We start from the raw sequence: 23,274 nt of genomic DNA on the forward strand, positions 1-23,274 counted from the left end.
GGTCTTCAGATCACCTTGAAGTGATGCGTTCCATCGCGCCCCAGCTGCGCGACCAGGCCGAATTCCCAATCCAGGTAGGCCTGCATCGCCTCCGCCGGCGCATCGGTTCCCTCGTAGGGGCGGCGATAACGGTCGGTGCGCGCGCTCGCGAGGCGGGTCTCGCCGGTCTCGGCTTCGAGGCCTGCTGCGAACCACGCCGCATTGCCGCCGGCCAGCACCAGCACTTCGGCATCGCGCTGGCCGCGCGCGTCGAGCAGCGCGCGCAGGTCGGCGGCCGCGTAGCGTGCGAGCAGGCTGCTGCCGCAGGTCAGCACGTAGCGCGACGAGGGCGGGATGGCGGTGTCGAGCGCCTGCGGCAACTGCGCGCGGATCGCATACCAGGCGCCCGGAATGTGGCGCTTCACGTAGTTGGCGCTGGTGGTCACGTCGATCACCGCGGTGCCGGGCTGTTTCAGCAGCGCGGCCAGTTCGGCCGGGGCGATCTCGTTCACTGCGACGGCAACCGGGGGATATGCGCTCGCGGGAGCAGCGGTCTCGGTGAAGTCGGCCGCCGTCGGCACTGCGTCCAGCACGTAGACCTCCCACCCCATTTGCGCCAGCCAGGATGCGCTCATCGATGCGCGCACGCCGTCGTCGTCCGCCAGCACGATGCGCGCGCCGCGCACCGGCACCTGGTGATCGGTTTCCTGCACCAGCTGCCCGCCGGGCGCGCTGGCGAAGCCGGGCAGGTGGCCTGCCGCATATTCCTCGGGCGTGCGCACGTCGAAGCGGTAGACGGTGCGTCCGGGAGCCTCCAGCGTATGCAGTGCGTCCAGCGCGATGCGGTGCACGCCCGCCTTGTCGGCCACGCGGCGCGCATCGGCCTGTGCCTGCGCGCGATGCGCCTCGGACACTGCCGCAGGCGCCTGCCTGTCGGCGCCATGGTCCAGCACCTGTCCGGCCAGTTTCCAGCCGATCGTGCCGTTGCGCAGCGCGGCCACGGGATTGGGGATGCCCGCGTTCACGAGCGATTGCGTGCCGATGATGCTGCGCGTGCGGCCCGCACAGTTCACGATCACCCGCGTCGCCGGATCGGGCGCCAGCTCGCGCACGCGCAGCACCAGCTCCGCGCCCGGCACGCTGGTGGCCGAGGGAATGCTCATCGTCTGGTATTCGTCGAAGCGGCGCGCGTCGAGCACCACCACGTCGGCCTTCGCGTCGATCAGCGCTTTCACTTCGGGCGCCGAGAGCGACGGCGTGTGCCGCTCGTGCTCGACCAGCTCGCCGAAGGACTTGCTCGGCACGTTCACGTCGCGGAACAGCTCGCCGCCCGCCTTGCGCCAGCCTTCGAGGCCGCCTTCGAGCAGGTGCACGTTGGTGTAGCCCAGCGCGGCGAGGGTGCGGGCGGCCTGCGGCGCGAGGTCGGTGCCGGCGTGTTCGCCGTACAGCACGATGAGCGTGTCGCGCCGCGGAATGCGCCGCCAGGCCTCGATCTCGATGCGCGACAGCGGCAGGTTGGCAGCCCACAGTGGGTGCTCTTGCGCGAACGGGTCTTCCTCGCGCACGTCCAGCAGTGCGGTCTCGTCGCGGGCGATGAGCCGCTCGCGCACGGCGGCGAAGGAAAGAACGGGAAAGCTGGTGGCGATGGTCGTCGTCATGCGTCTGTCGAGGCTCTGAGTTCTGCGCTGCGGTCCCACAGGTTGGGCAGCAGCGTGTTGGAGTAACCGGAGACGAAGGGCTTGCGGCCGCCCTCCGCGGGGTAAGTATGCCGCCGCACCGCGCCAATGTTCGCGCCGTAGACGTGGATGCTGATCGACACCCGGTCAGCGTGCGCGTTGTGCACGCGGTGCAGGTCGCCGACGGTGGGCGACACCGCCTCCACCTGGCCGGGGTCGAGCCGCACCGCCTCGCCGTGCGGACGCGCATGGCCGTCGGCGCCTAGTGCGTAGCCCTGGCTGTACTCCGCGCCGCGCAGCATGCCGATCAGCCCCCACACGGTGTGGTCGTGTACCGGCGTGGCCTGCCCGGGACCCCAGACGAAGCTCACGACCGAGAAGCGCTCGGTGCTGTCGGCGTGCAGCAGGAACTGCTGGTAGCGGGAAGGATCGGGCTGGGCGAAGGCGTCGGGCAGCCAGTCGTCGCGCGACACCAGCTTGCGCAGCAGCGCGCCGCCTTCCGAAAGAATGCGCGGCTCGTCGGGTGCGCCATCGAGCAGCCGGCCGAAGGCGCCGACGAATTCGCGAAGAGGGGTCAGGGAATTTGTCGTCATGCGGGGCGTTTCCAGACGCCAGTGTCGGTGATCGCGCGCACGTCCACCCGAACCGGCAGGATGCCGTCGCGCGCCGAGCGGTCGGCCACCGTCTGCAGCGCCGCGATGTCGGCCTCGCTCACGGGCCGGCCGGCCACCGAGGCCCGCGCGGTGATGATGCGCGACGACTCGATGGGCAACCGCGTGAGCTGGCTGTAGGCCTGGGCATAGGCCTCGGGATTGGCCAGCGCCCAGTCGCCCGCGCGGGCGAGCCGGTCGAGGAACTGCACGATGGCCGCGCGCTTGGCCGGATCGGCCAGCGAAGACTCGGTGGCGGTGATGAAGCCCAGCGCGGTGTTGATGCCGCGCCCGTCGCGCAGGATGCGCCCGCCCTGCTGCAGCGCGATGGTGTAGTACGGGTCGAAGATGGCCCAGGCGTCGATCTGCTTCGAGGCGAAGGCGGCGGCCGCGTCGGTGGGCAGCACGAACTTCACCGTCACCTCCTCGCGCTTCACGCCGGCCTCCTCGAGTGCACCGTAGAGCTGGTACTGCGAGATGCTGCCGCGCGCGGAAGACACGATCACCGTCTTGCCGCGCAGGTCCGCCACGCTGCGCAGCGGCGAATCGGGCTGCACCACGATGCCCAGCGAATCGGCCTTGCCCACGCGCGTGGCGACGATCTTCAGCGGTGTCTTGCCGACGGCCGCGGCGAGCACGGGCAGGTCGCCGGCCATGGCGGTGTCGACCGCCGCGCTGCGCTGCGCCTCGAAGAGCGGCGCGGCGCCCTGGAAGTTGGCCCAGCGATAGGCGAAGGGCGCGCCTTCGAGCGCGCGCGAGGCCTCGAACAGCGAGCGAAGGCCGCCGGCCTGGTCACCGAGCACAAGGGCGGTCTGGGGCTGTGCGAAGACGCGCAGCGAACTGGTTGCAGCCAGCGACAGCGCGGCGCCTTGCCTGAGCCAGCCGCGCCGCGAGGTCCTGGAGAAGAGCGCAGACGTCATGCGGCAGCTCCCGAAGCCAGCAGTGCGCGCCTGCCCGCCGCAACCAGGATCGCGTCGTTCTGCGGCGTGTGGATGCGGCTGCACAGCACGTCGCGGTAGTGCCGCTCCAGCGGGTTCTGCCGCGTGAGGCCGTGGTTGCCGCTCAACTGCAGCGCGAGCTCGACCGCGCGGATCGCGTTGCCCGTTACCGTGTACTTGAGCAGGCCGCTGTCGGCGGCCGGCTGCGCATGGCCGCCATCGACCGCGGCGGCGGCGTCGTCGAGCAGCACGCGGTTGATACGCAGCAGCGCCTCGATCTCGCCCACGTGCTCCTGCACGCGCGGCAGGGTGGCCAGCGGCGCGCCGAGGCTGCCGGGCGCGCGGCGGTTCAGGAAGCCGACGAGCCAGTCGCGCGCAGCGTGGGCCACGGCGTCGTAGAGGCTGCCGAGCAGCACTGTCATCCAGGCCTGCTGGGTGGCGTGGGCGTCGATGTCGGTCTGGCTGCCTGCGTCGGGCGCCCAGTCGGCCGGCGCGCGCAGGTCAACCGCGTGGTCGGCATCGATGGCGACGTTCTCGAAGACGACTTCGTGGCTGCCCGAGGCGCGCAGACCCAGGTGGTCCCAGCTCGCGATCACGCGCACGCCGGGCGCGTTGCGCGGCACCAGGAACACGCCTGTGCGCGGCTCGGCCTCGTCCGTGCGTGCCCACACGGCGAGCCAGCCCAGGCCCTCGATGCCTGTGGTGTAGAGCTTGTGGCCGTCAATCTTCCAGGCGTCGCCCTTGCCCTTGCTATCACGCCGCGCGACCGTGCCGGGCAGGCCGCCGCGTGCGGGAGAGCCCAGGGCAGGCTCCACGCGCAGTGCGTTGATGAGCGCGCCGTTCTCCACCGCGTCGCGCGTCACGCGCTCGCGCAGGTGCGCGGGCCAGCGGCTGTCCGGGCGCGTCAGCGCGTGGTGCTGCAGATAGGTCATCGTGAGGATCAGCGCCGTTGCCGGCTCGCCGCGCGCCACGGCCGAGATCACGCGCCGGGCCGTCGCCAGCGTGGCGCTGCCGCCGCCGTGCTCGGCGGGCGCGACCAGCCCGATCAGGCCGTGCGCCTGCAGCGCCGCGAAGTTCTCGCGGGGGAAGGCGCCGCTCAGGTCGTAGTCGGCGGCGGTGGCCGCGAACTGGGCCGTGAGCCGCGCCAGCACGGAGGCATCGACGGTCGTGGGGGAGGGGTGTTCGGACGCGGCCGTCGGCCGGCGCAAGGGGAGTGCACTCATGGTTTCCGCACGGTAGCGGCCCGCCCGCCGTGCGGAAACGACGCATCCTGCATATGCAAACTCGTTTTTCTGCGTTCGCTTCCGTGCGGCGTCTGGTTACGGTCCGGGTGCATGAAATCAGACTTTCCCCTGGACCGGCGCCGGCTGCTGCAGGCCGCGGCGGCGCTCGCCGCGACCGGCTCCGCCGGCTGGACGCAAGCCGCCGCACCCTCGCGGGAAGCGTCGCGCGATCTCTCGGGCGTCACCCTGCGCGTGGGCACCTACAAGGGCCTGTGGCGGCCGCTGCTCACCGCCTCGGGCCAGGCCGACGCGCCCTACAGGATCGACTGGCGCGAGCTCAACAACGGCGTGCTGCACATCGAGGCCATCAATGGCGACGCGCTCGACCTGGGCTCGGGCAGCGAGATCCCGCCGGTGTTCGCGGCGCGGCAGAAGTCGAGCGTGAAGCTGGTGGCCGTCACGCACGAGGACCTGAACAACCAGGCCACGCTGGCGCGCAAGGACGCGCCGATCCGCAGCATCGCCGACTTCAAGGGCAAGCGCGTGGGCTATGTGCGCGCCACCACCTCGCACTACTACCTCGCCAAGCAGCTGGCCGAGGCGGGCCTCACGTTCAACGACATCCAGGCCGTGAGCCTCACGCCTGCGGACGGCCTCTCGGCCTTTGCGCGCGGCGACCTCGATGCCTGGGCCATCTACGGCTACAACGGCCAGCTCGCGCGCACCCAGTACGGGGCGCGCGTCATCAAGACCGGCGTGGGGTACCTCTCGGGCAACTTCCCGATCTATGCCAACCCGCGTGCGCTCGACGACCCGCTGCGCCGCGCCGCGCTGGCCGACCTGCTGCAGCGCCTGCAGCGGTCGTTCGCGTGGATCAACGGCAACTTCCTGGCCTACGCCCGCGCCCAGTCGGCCGAGACGCGCGTGCCCGTGGGCGACATCGTCGAACTGTTCAACCGCCGCAGCGGCGACTACAGCCTGGGCCCCGTCAGCGATGCGGTGGTACGCAGCCACCAGGACGTGGCCGACACCTTCCTGAAGATCGGCGTGCTCGACGGCCCGGCCGACGTGAAGCCCCTGTGGGACCGCAGCTTCGAGAGCGTGCTGCGCCTGCCGGCCGCCTGACAGCCTGAGACCCTGACACCCATCTCCCGCCAACAGATACAGACAAGGACAGCACCATGAGCCAGCAGTCACAGCAACAAGACGGCGTCGTCGAATTCATCGGCATGATCCAGGGCCAGAAGGTCTCGGAGATCCACCCGGCCAAGGGCCCCGCGCTCGACCGCGACTACGTGCGCGCCTTCGCGCAGGCCCATGAGACGGCGGGCTTCGACCGCGTCCTCGTGCCGCACCACTCGACCAGCCCCGACGCCACGCTCACCGTGGCCTACGCGGCCTCGGTCACGGAGCGCATCCACTTCATGCTCGCGCACCGCCCCGGCTTCGTCGCGCCGACGCTGGCCGCGCGACAGTTCGCCTCGCTCGACCAGTTCAGCGGCGGCCGTCTCGCGGTGCACTACATCTCCGGCGGCTCCGACGAGGAACAGCGCCGCGACGGCGACTGGCTCGACCATGACCAGCGCTACGCGCGCACCGACGAATACCTCGAGGTGCTGCACAAGGTGTGGACGGCGGAGAAGCCCTTCGACCACGAAGGCGCGCACTACCGCTTCCAGAACGCCTTCTCCGAGGTGCGGCCGGTGCAGACGCGCAACGGCAAGCCGCACGTGCCGGTGTATTTCGGCGGCGCATCCGAGGCTGCCATTCCGGTGGCGGGCAAGTACGCAGACGTCTACGCGCTGTGGGGCGAGTCGCTCGACCAGGCGCGCGAACTCACCACCCGCGTGCGCGCCGAGGCGGCCAGGCACGGGCGCAGCGTGCGCTTCTCGGTGTCGTTCCGCCCGATCCTGGCGGAGACCGAAGAGGCCGCATGGGCGCGCGCGGAGAACATCCTCGCCGAGACAAAGCGTCTGCGCGTGGTGCAGGGCTACAACCGCGGCGGTCCGCAGCAGAGCGAAGGCGCCAAGCGGCTGCTGGCCGCTGCAGAGAAGGGCTCGCGGCTCGACAAGCGCCTGTGGACCGCGGTCGCGCAGGAGATCGGCGGGCGCTCCAACAGCACCGCGCTGGTCGGTACGCCCGAGCAGGTGGCCGACGCGCTGCTCGACTACTACGACCTGGGCGTGACCACCTTCCTGATCCGCGGCTTCGATCCGCTGGAAGACGCCCTCGACTACGGCCGCGAGCTGATCCCGCGTACGCGAGAGCTGGTGGCGCAGCGCGCGGCATCGGTCCGCAAGGCAGCCTGACCCCATCTTTCTCCCTCCCCCTCTGGGGGAAGGCAGGGGTGGGGGCAAGCGGCCTCCAACACCGTCATGGCGTCGAAGCAGTCGAGCCCCCATCCCAACCTTCCCCCAAAGAGGGAAGGAGCGAAAACCCAATACCCAGGAAACCCCATGAGCGCAGTTCTCTCCATCGATCGCAACGCGGCTTCGCAGCCGCTGAAGCTCAACCCGAACCCGCAGCAGAAGTACTGGTTCGACCCCCTTCCGCCGCGCACCACCATCCAGGCCGAGCGCCGCCACCGGCAGGAACGCCTGGCGGGCGCCTTCCGCCTGTTCGCGCGCTTCGGTTTCGCGCAGGGGCTGGCCGGGCACATCACGGCGCGCGACCCGGAGCTCACCGACCACTTCTGGGTCAACCCGCTGGGCATCCATTTCTCGCGCATCAAGGTGTCGGACCTGCTGCTCGTCAACTCGAAGGGCGAGACCGTGATCGGCGACAGGCCGCTCAACAAGGCGGCCTTCGCGATCCACGCGGCCATCCATGAATACAACCCGAAGATCATCGCCGCCGCCCACACGCACTCGACCTATGGCAAGGCCTGGTCGACGCTGGGCCGCAAGCTCGACACGATCACGCAGGACAGCTGCGTGTTCCACGACGACGTGGCGCTGTTCGACGACTTCACCGGCATGGTGGTCGACACCAGCGAGGGCGAGCGCATCGCCCAAGCGCTGGGCGACAGGAAGGGCGCCATCCTCAAGAACCACGGCATCCTGACGGCGGGCCCCACGGTGGAAGCTGCCGCCTGGTGGTACATCGCGCTGGACAACGCCTGCCACACGCAACTGCTGGCCGAGGCCGCGGGCAAGCCGCAGCCCATCGACGAGGCCACGGCACGCCACACGCACAGCCAGATCGGCGGGCCCGAAGGCGCGATCCATTCCTTCGACAGCCTCTACGAAGGCCTGGTCGAGGCCGAGCCCGAACTGCTTCTCTGACCCGAACCCCACGACGATGAACCCCAACTTCTCCCGCCGCAGCCTGCTGCGCGCCGGCGGCGCCGCCGCGGTGGTCGCCTCCGGCGGCCTGATCGCATCGCAGGCCTTCTCGCAGCAGTCCCGCAAGCTCACCTTCGCCTGGAACGCCACGGCCTTCTGCCTTTCGCCCGTCGTGGTGGCGCAGGAGCGCGGCTACTTCGAGCGCAACGGGCTGCAGGTCGACCTCATCAACTACACGGGCTCCACCGACCAGCTGCTGGAGTCGCTCGCCACCGCCAAGGCGGATGCGGCCGTGGGCATGATCCACCGCTGGCTCAAGCCGCTCGAATCGGGCTTCGACGTGAAGATCGTCGGCAGCTCGCACGGCGGCTGCGTGCGGCTGGTGGGCGCGAAGAGCGCGGGCGTCACCGACCTGGCGAGCCTGAAGGGCAAGACCATCGGCGTGTCGGACATCGCGAGCCCGGGCAAGAACTTCTTCTCGATCCTGCTCGCGAAGAACGGCATCGACGCCGAGAAGGACGTGGTCTGGCGCCAGTACCCGGCCGACCTGCTCGACATCGCGGTGAAGAAGGGCGAGATCCAGGCCATTGCCGACGGCGACCCCAACATCTACCTGATCGAGAAGCGCAACCAGGGCGCCTTCGTGGAGGTGGCGAGCAACCTCTCGGGCGAATACAAGGACAAGGTCTGCTGCATCGTCGGCGCGCGCGGCGAACTGGTGCGCAAGGACAAGGCGACCGTCGCCTCGCTGGTGCGCGCCATCGTGCAGGCCTCGGACTACGTGGCCGAGAACCCGAACGAGTCGGCCAAGCTCTTCGCCAGGTACTCGCCCAAGGTCGCGGTGGAAGACCTGCGCGCACTGCTGGGCACGCTCACGCACAAGCACCACCCCGTGGGCCGCAACCTGCGCGACGAGGTCGAGTTCTATGCGCGCGATTTCCGCGGCGTGGGCGTGCTCAAGAAGACCACCGACCCGGTCCGCTTCGCCGAGCACGTCTCCTTCGATCCCCTGGCATGAACACGGACAGGAGCCCCATCCGCATGAACCACAGTTCCCGTCGTCAGTTTCTCGCCCGAGGCACGGCCGCCGCCGCTGCCGTCGCTTCCGCCGTCGCATTTCCCGGCGTGGTTTCCGCGCAGGGCCGCCCGGTGCTCAAGGCCGGCGACCAGAAGGGCGGGCTGCGCGCGCTGCTCGAGGCGGCGGGCGGGCTGGAAGGCCTCGGCTACGACATCCAGTGGTCGGAGTTCCCGGCCGCCGCGCCGCTGGCCGAGGCGCTCAACGCCGCGGCGGTCGACTCGGGCCCCATCGGCGACGCGCCGCTGATCTTCGCCCTGGCGGCCGGCACGCGCGTGAAGGCCATCGGTGCGAACCGTTCCGACTCCTACGGCACGGCCGTGCTCGTGCGGCCCGATTCGACGCTGAAGACCGCAGCCGACCTCAAGGGCAAGAGCGTCGCCACCAACCGCGGCTCCATCGGCCACTACGTCACGCTCAAGGCCATCACGTCGGCCGGCCTCAAGCCGGAGGACGTGAACCTGCGCTTCCTGGCGCCGGCGGATGCCAAGCTCGCGCTCACGCAGGGCTCGGTCGACGCCTGGGCCACCTGGGAGCCCTACACCGCGCTGGCCGAGGTCAGCAAGCACGCGCGGGTGCTCGTCAGCGGCCGCGGCCTGCTGCCGGGGCTGAGCTACCTCGCGGCCACCGACAGCGCCATCGCCGCCAAGCGGCCGGTGCTGCAGGACTTCCTGCAGCGCGTGGTGAAGGCGCAGCTCTGGTCGTACCGCAACGTCGATGCCTACTCGGCCGCGCTGGCGCGCATCATCGGCATTCCGCCCGAGGCGGCGAAGCTGCAGTTCGAGCGCCGCCAGCAGAAGTGGGTGGCCATCGACGCGCAGGTCATCGCCGACCAGCAGGGCACGGCCGACTTCTACCGGCAGGTGGGGCTCATCAAGCAGCCGCTGGACGTGAAGGGCACCTTCGACACCGGCTTCGGCGTGGCCGGCTGAGACAGGAAGCGCTGCGCGGGACCGTAGCTGAGTCCAAGACTCGCGTAGTTGCGTCCCCGGGGCGCGGGGCTGTGCTGGCTAGAGTCGTCGCATGACTTCCTATGCCATTTCCCCCGCACCCGTCCATTCGCTGCCCATCCAGGGCGAGCAGGCCCGCTTCCCGGTCAACCGCATCTTCTGCGTGGGCCGCAACTACTCCGAGCACGCCCGCGAGATGGGCCACAACCCCGACCGCGAGCCGCCGTTCTTCTTCATGAAGCCGGCCAGCGCCATCGTGGCCGACGGCGGCGAGTTCGCCTACCCAACCTTGTCGAGCGACGTGCACCACGAGATCGAACTGGTGGTCGCGCTCAAGACCGGCGGCGCGAACATCGCCGCGGCCGACGCGCTCGGCCACGTGTACGGCTATGCCGTCGGCCTCGACATGACCCGTCGCGACCTGCAGTCCGAGGCCAAGAAGATGGGCCGCCCCTGGGACACCGGCAAGGCCTTCGACGGCTCGGCGCCCTGCGGCGAGCTGGTGCCGGTGGCCAGGGCCGGCCATCCGTCCAAGGGCGAGATCCGCCTCGATGTGAACGGCGCCCAGCGCCAGGTGGGCGACCTCGCCGACATGATCTGGAACGTGCCCGACACCATCGCCTACCTTTCGACACTGTTCACGCTGCAGCCCGGCGACCTGATCTTCACGGGCACCCCGGCCGGCGTGGCGGCGGTGCAGCGCGGCGACCGCATGCGCGGCAGCGTGGCGGGTGTCGGCGTGCTCGACGTAGCGGTCGTCTGAGGCTGAGGACCGCGCTCCCGCCGCGCCGACCGCGCCTGGCGGGCGGGGCCGGTTCGCCGGCCCCCGAGTTGGCGTACCCTCGCAGGCGAAAGACGAAGACGCCTGCCCCGATGCGCCCCTCCACACCCACGTCCGTCCGAACCTACGGCATGCACGAGCGTGCCGACCATCTCGACTTCGACATCCGCTTCCAGGGTGCGCGCAACGAGCTCACGCTGCCGCACCGGCATGCGTATTTCCAGATCCAGGTCGGCATCGAGGGCAGCTCGCAGCAGTCCATCGGCGGCGAGGTGCGGCCCTTCGGGCCGCGGCACCTGAGCTTCGTGCTGCCGTACCGGGTGCACGTGATTCCGCATCCGCCCGACGCGCTGTACTGCATCGTCAACTTCGACCAGCGCTTCCTGTGGCCCGAGCTCGACGTCGACGCGCTCGACCTCGAAGACGTACCGCTCGCGCGGCACCCCGACCTCGCGCCCTTCCTGTTCCAGGAGTACGTCGACTTCGCCTTCGACGAGGCCGACTTCGCGCGCATCCGCGGCTGGCTCGACGAGCTGCATGCGCTGAACGCGAGCCGCAGCTTCGGCGCCAAGACGGCGATGCGCGGCATCCTGCAGCAGGTCATCGGTCTGGCCTGCATGCGGCAGGAGCAGGCGCTGATGCGGCTTTCGCTGCAGCACGACGGCAAGACCTCGCAGCGCGACGCGCTCCAGCGCGTGGTGCGCTACGTGCGCGACAACCTCGACAAGCCGCTGTCGCTCACCGATGCGGCGGCCGCCGCCTTCCTCTCGCCCAACTATCTGGCCAACCTGCTGCGCAAGGAGACCGATCGCACCTTCACCGACCTCGTGACCGAGCGGCGCATCGAGCGCGCGAAGGAACTGCTGTCGTCCACCTCGCTGCTGGTGCGGGAGATCGCGCACCAGTGCGGCTTTGCCGACGAGGCGTACTTCAACCGGCGCTTCCGGCAGGTGGTGGGCAGCACGCCGCGCAACTTCAGGCGCGAGCACGTGGTGGGCAGGGGCGTGTAGGGTCTGTTCGCGCGATTTCCGGGGTCGCGTCGGTGCTCCCACCCTCCGGGAAGGCATCCAGTGCACGCCAATCGGCGTTGCGCTTCCAGCGTGTGCGCATGCACACGCGTCGTCGCGCGCCTTGATCGCCCGCTCTGACTGCCCTTCGCGGCCCCGGAAATGGCGCGAACAGGCCCTATGCGCTGCCGCGTTCCACCGCCCTCGCGATGCGTGACAGGCGGCTCAGCAGCGGCCCGAAGAGCTCGGCCGGCGTGTTGCCGTAGCCCAGCACCAGCCCGCTGTATGGCGCTATCGGCGGCGTCGGCGGCACCCGCTGCATCGCGAAGCCCGACAGCGGCGTGGGCGCGATGCGATGGCGCAGTGCCTCTGCGGCGATCTTCCGGTCGTCGAAGCGCTCGGGCAGGCGCACCGTGAGATGCATGCCGCAGTGGCCGCCGTCGATCTCGTGCGGCACCTCGAAGTGCCTGCCCAGTGCGAGCCGCAGCGCCTGCTGCCGGTCGCGGTACAGCCTGCGCATGCGGCCCAGGTGGCGGCTGAACTGGCCGCTTTCCATGAAGTCGGCCATGGCTAGCTGTTCGTATCGGTGGCCGCCGCGCAGCATCTCTTCGAGCGGCGTCCGCACGGCGTCCACGAGCCGCTCGGGCAGCACGAGGAAGCCGAGCCGAAGCGCGGGGAACATCGTCTTGCTGAACGAGCCGACGTAGAGCACGGGCGCGTCGTCGACCAGCCCCTGCATCGCGACGATGGGCTCGCCGGTGTGGCGGAACTCGCTGTCGTAGTCGTCCTCGACGATCCACGCGCCGTGCCGGCGGGCCTGTGCAATGAGCTCCAGGCGGCGCGCGATGCTCAGCACGGAGCCCATCGGGTATTGGTGCGACGGCGTGGTGTAGACCAGCCGGGGCGGGTGCTCCCGCCAATCGCGCCCGTCCACGCAGAGCCCCTCGGCATCCACGCGCATGGGCACGATGCGCATGTCGCCCGCGTGCATGGCGGCCTTCGCGCCGCGGTAGCCCGGGTCCTCGACCCAGCCGGTGTCCCCCGGGTTGGAAAGCAGCCGCACGCACAGCGAGATGGCCTCCTGTGCGCCTTCGGCGATGACGACCTGCCGCGGCTCGCAGCGCACGCCGCGCGCCACCGACAGATGCCGCGCGATCGCCGCGCGCAGCGCAGGCTCGCCCAGCGGATCGCCGTAGCCCAGGGCTGCAGAGCCTCCTTCGCGGATCGCGCGCTCCAGCGAGCGCCGCCATGCGGCCAGCGGGAAGTGCGACAGCGCGGGCACGCCGGGGCGCAGCGCCGCGCCCATGTCGGCACGCGAGGCGCTCGGCAGGATCCTGGCGAGGCGCTGCGCGGTGGCAGGCGTGGCTGGCGGCCTGCCCGTGCGCTCGTCCGCCCGCTCGCGCTTCGACGGCGTTGGTGATGAAAGCTCGGTCACGCGCGTGCCCTGCCGGTCGGGCCGCACATAGCCCTCGGCGGCCAGGTGCTCGTAGGTCGCGGTGACCGTGTTGCGCGAGACGCCGAGCGCCTCGGCCAGCGCACGGGAGCCCGGCAGGCGGCTGCCGGGCGCGAGGCTGCCGTCGAGGATGGCGCCCTTGAGCCGGTCGTGCAGCTGGCGCTGCATCGGTGCGGCCCCCGGTCCCCTGGACAGCGGGGATTCGAGCAGGGCGGAAGGCGGCAGGGGAAGGGTGGAGCGTGGCACCATCAAATCGGCTTCTCATGGCGCTTTTCGTGGCGCCACGTTGCGGCTACTTTAACGTCCTCCGGCATCGCCGCTCACCATCCACCGAAAGAGTCTTCACCCATGTCAGCCCGCCAGAACGAGTTCGGCCAGTCCATCGGCCCCGACCTGCCCGAATGGACGCCGCGCTCCCTGCCGCCGCGCCGCGTCCTCAAGGGGCGCTTCTGCAGGCTCGAACCGCTCGACGCCGGCCGGCACGCCGATGACCTGCACGCCGCCTATGCGCAGGCGCCCGATGGCCGCGACTGGACCTACCTCGGCATCGAGCGTCCCGCCGATGCCGACGGCACCAGGGCCTATGTCGAGCGCATCTCCAAAAGTACCGACCCGCTGCACTTCGCCGTCGTCGACAAGCAGAGCGGCCGCGCCGTCGGCTCGCTGGCGCTGATGCGCATCGATCCGGCCAACGGCGCCATCGAGGTGGGCACCGTCAACTTCTCGCCGCTCGTGAAGAACACGCCGATGTCCACCGAGGCGCAGTACCTGCTGATGAAGCTCGCCTTCGACGAGCTGGGCTACCGCCGCTACGAGTGGAAGTGCGACAACTTCAACGAGCCTTCCAAGCGCGCGGCGCTGCGGCTGGGCTTCAGGTACGAGGGGCTGTTCCGCCAGGCGGTGATCTACAAGGGCCGGGGCCGCGACACGGCGTGGTTCTCGATCATCGACGGCGAGTGGCCGGCGCTGCGCACGGCCTTCGAGCGCTGGCTGGCGCCGGACAACTTCGATGCGCAGGGGCGGCAGCGCATGTCGCTGGACAAGTTCCGGCTGCCGTCCGCCTGACGCGCGGGGCGCGTCCGGCTACTTGCCGGGCTTCTGCGACTGCTCGCACTCGACCTGGATCAGCTCGCGCTCATCCAGCGTCGCGCCGATGCGCACCGCGCTCAGGCAGCCGCCCCACACGCAGCCGGTGTCGGTGGAGAGCAGGTCGGGGCGCGAGAGCCAGCCCAGCGTCGACCAGTGGCCGAAGGCGAGGGTGGCGTTCGAAGTCCTGCGACCGGGCACGTCGAACCAGGGCATGTAGCCCTCGGGGGCGTTGGAGGCACTGTCCGTGACGTCGAAGTCCATCACGCCGTCGGCCGTGCAGAAGCGCAGCCGCGTCAGCGCGTTGACGATGGCGCGCAGGCGGGCGCTGCCGGTGAGGGTGTCCTGCCACTGCGCCGGCTCGTTGCCGTACATCGACATCATGAATTCGCCCAGCGCGGGCCCGCGCAGCACCGATTCGACCTCGGAGGCCAGCACCAGCGCGTCGCCCACCGTCCATTGCGGCAGTACGCCCGCATGCACCATCAGCAGGTCGCCGCTGCCGATGCGCATGTGCAGCGCCATGTGCTGGTTGCGCAGCCAGTCGAGCAGTTCCTCGGCATCCGGGGCGGCAAGAAGCTCGGCGAGGGTGTCCTTGCGGCCGGCCTTGCGCGCGCCGTGCGCCACGCCCAGCAGGTGCAGGTCGTGGTTGCCCAGCAGGCTCAGCGCGGAGGCGCCGTAGCCCCGTATGCGGCGCAGCACGGCCAGCGAATCGGGTCCGCGGTTCACCAGGTCGCCCAGCAGCACGAGGGTGTCGCGGCTGGGGGAGAAATCGATCTTCTGCAGCAGCCGCTGGAAGGGGGCGTCGCAGCCCTGCAGGTCGCCAATCAAGTAAAGTGCCATTCCCCCATTCTCTCCCTCAGTTCATGGATGTCTTCCTCCTGGCCTTGCTGACCACGCTGAACGCGTTGTTCGCAATGTCCGAAATGGCCCTTTCCACCAGCCGGCGTGCACGTCTCGCGGCATTGGCCGAAACGGGAGACGCCGGGGCCGTGGCCGCGCTGAAGCTGATGGAGTCGCCCACGCAGTTCCTCTCGACGGTGCAGATCGGCATCACCTCCATCGGCATGCTCAGCGGCATCGTGGGCGAGGCGGCCTTCGCCGAGCCGCTCGGCGTGTGGATGGAAGGCCTGGGCATGGGCCGGGGCACCGCCAGCATCGTGTCGACCGCGGTCGTCGTCACCTGCATCACCTTCTTCACCATCATCTTCGGCGAGCTGGTGCCCAAGCGCATCGGCCAGCTCTACCCCGAGCCGGTGGCGCGCTGGGTGTCCCGCCCGATGCGCGGCCTGGCCAAGGGCGCCAAGCCCTTCGTGTGGCTGCTGGCCGGCGCCACCGCCGCCACGCTGAAGGTGCTGCGCATCGACGCCAACGCGGCCCGCTCGGTGACCGAGGAAGAGATCTCCGCGAGTCTCGAAGAGGGCGTGGACGCCGGCGTCATCGAGCAGCACGAGCACCAGATGGTGCGCAACGTGTTCCACCTCGACGACAGGCGCCTGTCGTCGCTGATGATCCCGCGTGCCGACATCGAGTGGCTCGACGCATCGTTCACCGTGCAGCAGGCTTTGCAGAAGGTGGCCGACGCGGCCGCGCTCAACCTCGTGCATTCCTGGTACCCCGTGTGCCGCAATTCGCTCGACGACGTGGTCGGCGTGGTCAGCGTGGCGCACCTGCTGCGCCTGGGGCCTGCGCACACCGGCGTGCTGGGCCAGGAGGCATCGCCCGCCGTGTTCGTGCCCGAGACGCTCACCGGCATGGAGCTGCTGGAACAGTTCCGCGCCCGTGCCGGCCGGCTCGTGTTCGTGGTCGACGAATACGGCGTGGTGCAGGGTCTCATGACGCCGCGCGACCTGCTCGAAGCCATCACTGGCGAGCTGCAGCCCGGCATGCAGACCGACGCCTGGGCGCATCAGCGTGCCGATGGCCTGTGGGAGCTCGACGGGCTCATGCCGGTGTCGGAACTGCGCGCGCGCCTCGGCATCCGCGAGCTGCCCGACGAGGAGCGCGGCCGCTACAACACCGTGGCCGGCCTGCTGATGGCCGTGTCGGGCCACCTGCCGGAGGTGGGCGAGCAGATCGACTGCGCCGGCTGGTGCTTCGAGATCCTCGCGCTGGAAGGCCGCCGCATCGACCGCGTGCTGGCCTCGCCCGATCCGAGCGCGCAGCCCAAGGAAGAGTAGGGCGCGGGCCATGCTGTCGCTGCAGGCTCTCAGCTGCCCCCAGTGCTCTGCGCCACTGCCGCGCGCCGCCCGCTGGCGCACGGTGAACTGCAGCTACTGCGGCGCCACCGTGGTGCGCGGCCAGGAGATCGTCGAGCGAGAGAGCTTTCGCGCCGCGTGGCGCCGGGCCAATGCCGACGTGCCCGGCGGGCGTGTCCTCGCATGGCGGGGCGCACGCTACCGCGTGCTCGCGCCGCTGGCCACGGGCGAGCACGCCGAGGTGCTGCTGGCCCAGCGCCTGGGCGCGATGCCCGAGCGGGTCACCTTCAAGCTCGCGCGCGAGAGTTCGGCCGACGGCGTGCTTCAGCGCGAATTCACCGTGCTGCAGGCGCTGCAGGATCTTTCCGTGCCGGGCGCCGCCTACTTCACCCGCCGCCTGCCGCAGCCGCTGGGCATCGGCGTGGCCGAAGGAATGGCCAGTGCGACGGGCGAGGGCTCGCGCCAGGCGCTGGTGCTGCGGCATCCGACCGGCTTCTGGGGCAGCCTGCACGACGTGCAGCAGGCCAACGCGCAGGGCATCGACCCGCGCCACGCCGTGTGGCTCTGGCGCCGCATGCTGGAGGTGCTGGCCTTCGTGCACGGCGCCGGCTGGACGCACCGCGACCTGTCGCCCGCGCATGCGCTGGTGCATCCGCGCGACCATGGCGTGCTGCTGATCGGCTGGTCTCGCGCGCAGCAGGCCGGCGGCGCCGCGCACGAAGCGGCGGTCGCTCGCGACCTGATGCAAGCGGCCTGGGCCGTGCGTGCCGCGCTGCACGGCGGCGCGGCCGGCGAGCCCGGCCTGGGCCTTCACACGCCGGCGCCGCTCGCTGCCCTGCTGCGCGAATGCAGCGAGGACGCGGCCGCCTGCCGCCGCCTCGGCGCGCAAGGCATCGAGCAGGCGCTGTCGGCGGCCTCGCGCGAAGCCTTCGGTGCACCGAGGTTTGTCCACTTCGATCCTGCGCCGCGCGCCGCCGCCTGAGCACCGCAACGCCAGGAACTACAACCAGTCACAGAGGAGAGCACAACCCATGGGCTACGGAAACTACTCGCATGCCGCCCACACGGCACTGATCGCGGACCGCGCCGCGAGGCCCGGCGCGGAGGTCTTCACGCAGCGCTCCACCCATCCGCTGATGAACCCGCACGGGCTCAAGGTGCGCGAGTCGCGCGACAACGCCGACCATCCGAACTCGCTGGGCATCGCCTTCGCACTCGACGTGACGGGCTCCATGGGCGACATCCCGCAGATTCTCGCGCGCCGCGAGCTGCCCACCTTCATGAAGCTGCTGACCGACTGCGGCGTGGCGGACCCGCAGCTCATGTTCATGGCCATCGGCGACGCCAACTCCGACCACGCGCCGCTGCAGGTCGGCCAGTTCGAATCGACCGCCAACCTCATGGACCAGTGGCTCACCTGGAGCTACCTGGAAGGCGGTGGCGGCGGCACCGGCGAGGAAAGCTACGAGCTCGCCTTCTACGTCATGGCCCAGCACACCGACATGGACTGCTGGGTCAAGCGCAGGAAGCGCGGCTACCTGTTCGTGACGGGCGACGAGCTGCCGTACCCCGCGGTCTCGCGCCACCAGGTCGAAGCGCTCATCGGCGAGAAGCTCGACGAGGACATTCCCATCGAGGAAGTCATCGCCGCCGCGGCCGAGACCACGAACCTGTTCTTCCTGATTCCCGACGCGCAGCGCCGCCGCCGCTGCGAGGGCCGCTGGCGCGAGCTGCTGGGCGATCACGTCATCTGCATGGACTCGCCCGACGACGCCTGCGCCGTGGCGGCCGGCATCGTCGCCCTCACCGAGAAGGCCGTGCCCAGCCTGGACGCGCTGGCCGGCGTGATGAGCGCCACCGGCATGGGGAAGGAGCGCGTCGGCGGCGTGCTGCACGCGCTCGACGCCTATGCCGCGCTGCTCGACCCCAACGCACCTCGCCACGCGACGCCCAGCGTGGCGGCAGCCGCGTCCGGTGCGCGCTCGTCTTGGTGGAAGCGGCTCTTCGGCTGACGGCCGTGTGACGGCTCACGCTTCCCCGCACTACGTCTCGCTGCTGGGCCTCGGCTTCGGAGACTGCGGCAAGGGGCTCTTCACCGACCACTTCGGCGCCACGCCGGGCGCCCACACCGTGGTGCGCTTCAACGGCGGCGCGCAGGCCGGCCACAACGTCGTGCTGGCCGACGGCCGCCACCACACCTTCTCGCAGTTCGGCGCCGGCAGCTTCCATGCCGGCATGGGCACGGTGCTCGCGAGCCCGGTGGTCGTGCACCCCACCGCGCTGCGCGTCGAGGAAGCCGCGCTGCGCCGGGTCGGCGTGCAGGACGCTTTTGCACGACTGTCGATCGACGCGCGCTGCCGCGTGACCACGCCTTTCCACCAGGCGGCAGGTCGGCTGCGTGAATTGGAGCGGGGCGAGGCTGCGCACGGCAGCTGCGGCGTCGGCGTGGGCGAGACCGTGCGGCAGGCGCTGGCCTCGCCCGACGAAGCGCTGCGCTATGGCGACCTGCGCAGCACCGCCCGCACGCTCGAGAAGATCGAGGCGCTGCGCACCGCGCTGCTGCGCGAGTTCGAAGCCAGCCCGGCGCTGCACCATGCCGACGCCGCACAGGAAATCGCCATGCTGCGCGACGGCACGCTGGCGCGCCGCTGGCTCGAGGCGGCGGCGCCCTGCGTGGCGCAGTCGCCGCCCGCGGACATCGACCGCATCGCGCAGCGCCTCGCGATGCCCGGCACCGTGATCTTCGAGGGCGCCCAGGGTGTGCTGCTCGACGAATGGCGCGGCTTCCATCCGCACACCACCTGGAGCACCATTTCCACTGCCGCCGTCGAGGCCGTGCTGCACGACGCCGGCATCGACGCCCCCGTGCAGCACCTCGGCGTGCTGCGCACCTACCTCACCCGCCACGGCACCGGCCCGCTGCCCACGCACGACCCCTTGCTCGACGCGCGACTGGCCGAGCCGCACAACGCCGACGAAGGCTGGCAGGGCGCGTTCCGCAGGGGCCACCCCGATGCGGTGCTGCTGCGCTACGCGCTCGATGTGGCCGGAACGCTCGACGGGCTGGTGGTGAGCCACCTCGACGCCATCGAGGGAGCGGGGCTGCGCTGGTGCTCGGGCTATCGCACGGCAGACGCGGGCCGGATCGCGTCGCTGCCGCTCGGGGGCGTACGCGACCTCGATCATCAGCAGGCGCTGACGCAGCTGCTGCGAAGCGCCGAGCCCATCTACGAGCCGCACCTCATCGCCACGCCGCACGCGTGGGTGGAACACGCGGAGGCGCTGAGCGGCCTGCCGGTTCGCTTCGGCTCTTTCGGGCCGACGCGGGAGAGCGTCCGAGGGCGAAAGCATCTGCCCTGATCGAGGACTCAGGTGGGTCGGCCGGCAGCGGCGTGCGACCTATCCATGCGGGGCAAGAAAGCGGGTTCTATGGCAACAAGCCCCCGCGTCCCAGGCTCCCGGCATGCCGGCCGACATCTCTGCGAGCCTTCTGCCGACTCGTCGGGATGTGACTTTGTGCATCAATTTCTTACAATGCGTTGCGTTCCGTTTCGCCGGTGCAACCCAAATCGCGCCTTCGTACATTCACCGCGTCCGCCCATGCCTTCTTCCAGACTTGCCTACAGCTTCGCTCGCAACGTCCGCCTGACCGCAGGCCTGATTTCCGCTCTGGCTTCCGCTCTGGCGTTGGCCGCGTGTGGCGGTGGCGGAGGTGGCGCGGGCAACGCGGCATTCTTCGTTCCCCCTGCACAGCAGCCCGCCACGCCTGCGCCCGCCGACACATCGGGCAAATCCACGGTGCTGATGCGCGTCAAGCCGGAGGCGGTCGGCGTCAACTGCACCTTGGGCGGCGCACGTGTCGAGGCCGGCCTGGACGCCGACGCCAATCACGTGCTCGCGGACAGCGAAGTCACGTCCACCCAGTACATCTGCAACGCCACTGCCGGGGTGGACGGCCTCAGCACGCTGGTGCGCATGCGGGCCGAGCCCGCCGGCAGCAACTGCGCGCAGGGCGGCTCGCAGGTGCTGGCCGGCAAGGACCTGAACCGCAACGACGTGCTCGAGGATTCGGAAGTGACCAGTTCGGCCTACGTCTGCGGCGGTGCGCCGGGCGCGACGGGCGCCACGGGGTCGAGTGGCCGCGACAGCCTGCTCGCATTCGCCGCCGAAGCGCCGGGCGGCACCTGCACCTATGGCGGTCAACGAGTGCAGTCCGGGCTGGACCTGAATGCCAACGGCGTGCTCGACGCCGCAGAGGTCACGGCCACGGCCTACGTGTGCGCGGCCGCGCCGGCCGATACGCGCTGGGTCAGCGTCACCGCATCGAGTGTCCAGACCGAGTCGAACACCGGCTATCAGGCGAATTCGGGCACCGGCGTCACGCTCACCCTTCCGCCCGCGCCCACGGTGGGCGACTGGATCAAGGTGGTGGGGGTGGGCAGCGGCGGGTGGACCATCGCGCAGAACGCGGGGCAGCGCATCGACACGCGCGGCCTGCCCGGCGGAACGGACTTCGACTGGCGCTCGGTGGCGCCCGCCGGTAGCTGGGTCGGCCTGGCCTCGTCCGCTGATGCCACCCACCTGGCGGCAGTATCCAGCATCGGCGAGCTGTACACCTCGATCGATTCCGGGGCGAGCTGGGTCCTGCGCCTGCCGGTACAGACCTGGAGTGGCATCGCTTCTTCCAGCGATGGCCTTAAGCTGCTCGCTGCAGTCAACGGCGGCGCGCTTTTCCGTTCGACCGACGGCGGCGATACGTGGACCAACGACGGCTCGTCCCGAGCCTGGACCGCGGTGGCCAGTTCCGCCGACGGGTCGCGCCTGGTCGCGACCGCCTACCTCGGGCAGATCTGGACCTCGGCGGACGGCGGCAGCAGCTGGACGGCGCGCGAGTCGAGCCGCGCCTGGCGCTCCGTGGCTTCTTCGGCCGATGGCCGGGTTCTGGTGGCGGGCACCAATGGCGGGCAGCTGTATGTCTCGACCGACTATGGCGTGAGCTGGACCGCACGCGCGAATGGCCAGTTCTGGTGGTCGGTGGCAGCGTCTGCCGACGGCAGCATCCTGTACGCCACCGTGGACACGGGCGCTGTCTGGGTTTCCACCGATTCGGGTACCACATGGGGCGCGCAGAGCGTCAACCGGGACTGGCGAGGCATCGCCACGTCCGCCGACGGCCGCTACGTCGTGGCCGCCACCAGCGGTGGCAGCCTCTACGAGTCCAGCGACCGTGGCCAGACCTGGCACGCGACCAGCGATGGCGGTGCCTGGACTGCGGTTGCGAGCAGTGCCGACGGCGTGAAGGTGACTGCTGCCAAGTCGGGCTCGACCATCCAGATCGGCACGCGTCGCACGTCGACCACCCTCGGCATCGCCGGGTCGATTTCCGGAGGCCAGCAGGATTCGCTGGAGCTGCAATACGTGGGGGGCGGCGTATTCATGCCCGTCGGCTACGTGTTGGCCAATCTGGCGTTCGTCGTTCGCTAAGTCCGCTTGGCGGGCTCCTAGCATGCTGAGCTGGTGCTGAGCCGCCTCTATGCCGTCGAGGGAACTGGGCTGCACGGGTGCGCTGGTTGTCGCACTGCCGATGCGGGTCGGACCGCGCCGCTGCCACGTGGCGGCATATGGGAGCTCGACCATCGGCAGATGCTGTTGCAGTTGCTGCGAAATGCCGAACTCTCTATCAGCCGCACCTCATCGCGGCGCCGCACGCGTGGGTGTAATACGCAGAGGCACTGAGAGGCGCGATACCGTGCGTGGGCGTAAGCATCTGTCTTGAAATGCGTGCAGTCCGCTCTGGTATAGAACAGTGATGGATCAACAGGGAGCAAGAGATGAAGACATTTGCAGTTTCTGATGTGGCCCGTGGCAAGCCTTACGAGTCACTCGACGCGCGGGAGTGCGTCCGCAGCTTGCTCGTCAAGCCGGCCGAGGACATGCACTGCGCTGCGGCCCGCTTGGTCTCGTGCGATACGCAGCACGCATTTGTGAAAGCGGCTCATGACGCCTTCTACGATCACCATCCATTGGTGATTCGACCGGACGACATCTGGTTTTGCATAGCTCAGGGTTTCGCCGCACATGTGCGACAGAACGCCGAAGTGCTCCGATCGCGATTGGTGACGCACGAGGGCAAGAGAACACTTGTTGTCGCGAGGCCCGATTTCGTTCTCGGCCAGCCGAACCCGTGGCCCGAGGTTTTCGATGCCTTCTCCGTGCAGATCGGAGAATGCGTAGGTGAACTGAAGGATGTTGTCAGCGTCCGCTTTTCGACCACCACTCTCGTTGAAGCGGCCGCATTTGATGTCTGCCTGATGGAAACCTTCGAAGGCTACTTCGACTATGAGGTGCGTTGCGGTTGCGGTATTCCCGAGATAAGGCTGCTCGGTACCCCGGAAGATTGGGCTTCGATGATTCCTCGCATCAGGCAGCTCGCTACCTATGGACTTGAGGAATGGAGCGAGACGCTCTGCGCCGTTCTGGACAAGATCCACCGTGCCGCGGCAGGTGAAGTCGATATCGACTTCTGGCGCTCATTCTTCCGCTACCAGAGCGGTTCCGGGCCGTCCGAGCTGACCGGCTGGATCGTCACTTTGTTTCCGTACTTGATAGTCGATTGGAGTACCAATGCGCTCGGGCCCAACAAATACCTGGGCCGTTGGAAAGCGCACCTCGACGCCGCAAATACGCGCACCAGTTGGTTGCGCTACGACGTTCCGCCCGAAGGCCCTGGCATCGGGGCCATACCGCAAGCATTGGCCAGTGCTCCTCTGCGCTGCATCGATGAACTGACTGGTCTAAAGCATCAGATGCGATTCGTGGCGGGTATGTTCGGCGTTGAGCAGGACGAGGAGACTGGCGCACTGGCAGCCAGCTTTGGGTGGGCGGTGGTTCATGAGAATTCCGAAGTGGTCTGAATAAGCCGCATGCTTGGTCCATGTCCCGGGGGGCTCGACATCGGCAAAAGTACGGATGTT

The 23,274-nt window shown here is 69.8% G+C and carries 20 protein-coding genes; 14 read left to right on the forward strand and 6 right to left on the reverse strand.

The genetic code is table 11. The features are described from left to right. Positions 1 to 5: 5 nt before the first annotated feature. Genes FHY06_RS25750 through FHY06_RS25765 form a run of 4 tightly spaced genes read right to left on the reverse strand, consistent with a single transcriptional unit; the run spans position 6 to position 4,466 of the window. Entirely contained in the window at positions 6 to 1,637 is a 1,632-nt protein-coding gene (locus FHY06_RS25750) for a rhodanese-related sulfurtransferase (protein ID WP_019655144.1), read from the reverse strand. Further along, positions 1,634 to 2,248 (reverse strand): cysteine dioxygenase family protein, encoded by a 615-nt coding sequence (locus tag FHY06_RS25755; RefSeq protein ID WP_019655145.1) that lies wholly within the window; start codon positions 2,246 to 2,248, stop codon positions 1,634 to 1,636. The genes FHY06_RS25750 and FHY06_RS25755 overlap by 4 nt, the downstream gene beginning before the upstream one ends. Beyond that, positions 2,245 to 3,225: an ABC transporter substrate-binding protein gene (locus FHY06_RS25760; RefSeq protein WP_184606760.1), complete on the reverse strand. Its 981-nt coding sequence runs from the start codon at positions 3,223 to 3,225 to the stop codon at positions 2,245 to 2,247. The genes FHY06_RS25755 and FHY06_RS25760 overlap by 4 nt, the downstream gene beginning before the upstream one ends. After that, complete coding sequence (locus FHY06_RS25765) at positions 3,222 to 4,466, reverse strand: acyl-CoA dehydrogenase family protein (protein WP_184606761.1); 1,245 nt, start codon at positions 4,464 to 4,466, stop codon at positions 3,222 to 3,224. Before FHY06_RS25765 ends, FHY06_RS25760 begins: the two co-directional genes overlap by 4 nt. Positions 4,467 to 4,577: 111 nt before the next feature. On the opposite strand from FHY06_RS25765, the gene FHY06_RS25770 reads away from it, so the two are divergent. The 7 genes from FHY06_RS25770 to FHY06_RS25800 all read left to right on the forward strand — a co-directional run bounded on the left by FHY06_RS25770 (position 4,578) and on the right by FHY06_RS25800 (position 11,566). Beyond that, the gene (locus FHY06_RS25770; RefSeq protein ID WP_184606762.1) at positions 4,578 to 5,591 is read left to right on the forward strand and encodes an ABC transporter substrate-binding protein; all 1,014 of its coding nucleotides are present in this window, start codon (positions 4,578 to 4,580) and stop codon (positions 5,589 to 5,591) included. 56 nt (positions 5,592 to 5,647) lie between these two features. Beyond that, the gene (locus tag FHY06_RS25775; RefSeq protein ID WP_019655149.1) at positions 5,648 to 6,775 is read left to right on the forward strand and encodes an LLM class flavin-dependent oxidoreductase; all 1,128 of its coding nucleotides are present in this window, start codon (positions 5,648 to 5,650) and stop codon (positions 6,773 to 6,775) included. Between the two features lie 147 nt (positions 6,776 to 6,922). Beyond that, the gene (locus tag FHY06_RS25780) at positions 6,923 to 7,750 is read left to right on the forward strand and encodes a class II aldolase/adducin family protein (protein ID WP_184606763.1); all 828 of its coding nucleotides are present in this window, start codon (positions 6,923 to 6,925) and stop codon (positions 7,748 to 7,750) included. Between the two features lie 16 nt (positions 7,751 to 7,766). Then, a complete protein-coding gene (locus FHY06_RS25785) occupies positions 7,767 to 8,768 on the forward strand; it encodes an ABC transporter substrate-binding protein (RefSeq protein ID WP_019655151.1) in 1,002 nt (333 codons plus the stop codon). Positions 8,769 to 8,791: 23 nt separating this feature from the next. Next, positions 8,792 to 9,757 carry an ABC transporter substrate-binding protein gene (locus tag FHY06_RS25790; protein ID WP_126185274.1) on the forward strand — a complete coding sequence of 322 codons (966 nt, stop codon included), beginning with the start codon at positions 8,792 to 8,794 and terminating at the stop codon, positions 9,755 to 9,757. 91 nt (positions 9,758 to 9,848) lie between these two features. Continuing rightward, the gene (locus FHY06_RS25795) at positions 9,849 to 10,538 is read left to right on the forward strand and encodes a fumarylacetoacetate hydrolase family protein (protein WP_184606764.1); all 690 of its coding nucleotides are present in this window, start codon (positions 9,849 to 9,851) and stop codon (positions 10,536 to 10,538) included. A gap of 110 nt (positions 10,539 to 10,648) precedes the next feature. Continuing rightward, a complete protein-coding gene (locus FHY06_RS25800; protein ID WP_026346429.1) occupies positions 10,649 to 11,566 on the forward strand; it encodes a helix-turn-helix transcriptional regulator in 918 nt (305 codons plus the stop codon). 175 nt (positions 11,567 to 11,741) lie between these two features. Here FHY06_RS25800 and pdxR read toward each other — a convergent pair whose 3' ends face one another. Continuing rightward, positions 11,742 to 13,265 (reverse strand): MocR-like pyridoxine biosynthesis transcription factor PdxR, encoded by a 1,524-nt coding sequence (gene pdxR / locus FHY06_RS25805; protein WP_184606765.1) that lies wholly within the window; start codon positions 13,263 to 13,265, stop codon positions 11,742 to 11,744. 99 nt (positions 13,266 to 13,364) lie between these two features. Between pdxR and FHY06_RS25810 the strand changes: the two genes are divergently transcribed. Continuing rightward, the gene (locus FHY06_RS25810; protein WP_184606766.1) at positions 13,365 to 14,081 is read left to right on the forward strand and encodes a GNAT family N-acetyltransferase; all 717 of its coding nucleotides are present in this window, start codon (positions 13,365 to 13,367) and stop codon (positions 14,079 to 14,081) included. Between the two features lie 18 nt (positions 14,082 to 14,099). Here FHY06_RS25810 and FHY06_RS25815 read toward each other — a convergent pair whose 3' ends face one another. Further along, a complete protein-coding gene (locus FHY06_RS25815; protein ID WP_126185270.1) occupies positions 14,100 to 14,945 on the reverse strand; it encodes a symmetrical bis(5'-nucleosyl)-tetraphosphatase in 846 nt (281 codons plus the stop codon). A gap of 23 nt (positions 14,946 to 14,968) precedes the next feature. On the opposite strand from FHY06_RS25815, the gene FHY06_RS25820 reads away from it, so the two are divergent. From FHY06_RS25820 to FHY06_RS25845, 6 genes are all read left to right on the forward strand, one after another. Continuing rightward, complete coding sequence (locus FHY06_RS25820) at positions 14,969 to 16,282, forward strand: hemolysin family protein (RefSeq protein WP_126185269.1); 1,314 nt, start codon at positions 14,969 to 14,971, stop codon at positions 16,280 to 16,282. Positions 16,283 to 16,292: 10 nt separating this feature from the next. Continuing rightward, on the forward strand, positions 16,293 to 17,282 hold the full coding sequence (locus FHY06_RS25825; RefSeq protein WP_184606767.1) for a lipopolysaccharide kinase InaA family protein: 990 nt from the start codon (positions 16,293 to 16,295) through the stop codon (positions 17,280 to 17,282). Between the two features lie 49 nt (positions 17,283 to 17,331). Next, on the forward strand, positions 17,332 to 18,312 hold the full coding sequence (locus FHY06_RS25830) for a VWA domain-containing protein (RefSeq protein WP_126185267.1): 981 nt from the start codon (positions 17,332 to 17,334) through the stop codon (positions 18,310 to 18,312). Positions 18,313 to 18,319: 7 nt separating this feature from the next. Further along, positions 18,320 to 19,660 (forward strand): adenylosuccinate synthetase, encoded by a 1,341-nt coding sequence (locus FHY06_RS25835; RefSeq protein ID WP_184606768.1) that lies wholly within the window; start codon positions 18,320 to 18,322, stop codon positions 19,658 to 19,660. 240 nt (positions 19,661 to 19,900) lie between these two features. Continuing rightward, positions 19,901 to 21,784 (forward strand): WD40/YVTN/BNR-like repeat-containing protein, encoded by a 1,884-nt coding sequence (locus tag FHY06_RS25840; RefSeq protein ID WP_184606769.1) that lies wholly within the window; start codon positions 19,901 to 19,903, stop codon positions 21,782 to 21,784. 347 nt (positions 21,785 to 22,131) lie between these two features. Continuing rightward, positions 22,132 to 23,214: a DUF4419 domain-containing protein gene (locus FHY06_RS25845; protein WP_184606770.1), complete on the forward strand. Its 1,083-nt coding sequence runs from the start codon at positions 22,132 to 22,134 to the stop codon at positions 23,212 to 23,214. Positions 23,215 to 23,274: the final 60 nt, after the last annotated feature.

Source organism: Variovorax atrisoli (assembly GCF_014195185.1).
Classification (GTDB): Bacteria; Pseudomonadota; Gammaproteobacteria; order Burkholderiales; family Burkholderiaceae_C; genus Variovorax; species Variovorax atrisoli.